This is a genomic window from Acinetobacter sp. 809848 (assembly GCF_000581275.1).
Classification (GTDB): Bacteria; Pseudomonadota; Gammaproteobacteria; order Pseudomonadales; family Moraxellaceae; genus Acinetobacter; species Acinetobacter pittii.
Genome location: NZ_JEXG01000202.1, coordinates 1 through 404, shown reverse-complemented (window position 1 = coordinate 404; position 404 = coordinate 1). Strand labels below are relative to the sequence as shown.

Annotated in this window: 1 protein-coding gene; it reads right to left on the bottom strand. The window is 47.3% G+C overall.

Annotation, left to right across the window (positions count from 1 at the left end):
* Positions 1 to 71: 71 nt before the first annotated feature.
* A partial coding sequence (locus J536_RS24780; RefSeq protein WP_032064344.1) for a CoA-transferase occupies positions 72 to 404 on the bottom strand: 333 nt, incomplete at its 5' end.

Genomic DNA, 404 nt, shown 5'->3' with positions numbered 1-404 from the left:
GGCATAACGGCCGAATGGAGTACGGATGGCATCGATGATATAAGCGTTTTTTAATGTCATTCCCTACTTCCTTACCCTTGAGTCGCATCAATCAGAGTTGCACCCGTTAAAGCTTGTAGCTCATCAAAGCTAAGACCTTCCACTTTCTCAATCACCTTTAAACCATCTTTAGTCACGTCAATCACACATAGGTCGGTGTAAATACGGTCAACGCATTTTTTACCCGTAACCGGATAAGTTAGCTCAGCCACAATCTTCGGCTCACCTTGCTTGGTCACATGGTCTGTGGTGATAAATACTTTCTTGGCACCAACCGCCAAATCCATCGCACCACCCACAGCAGGAATTGCATCCGGTGCTCCCGTGTGCCAGTTGGCCAAGTCACCATTCGCAGCAACCTGAAA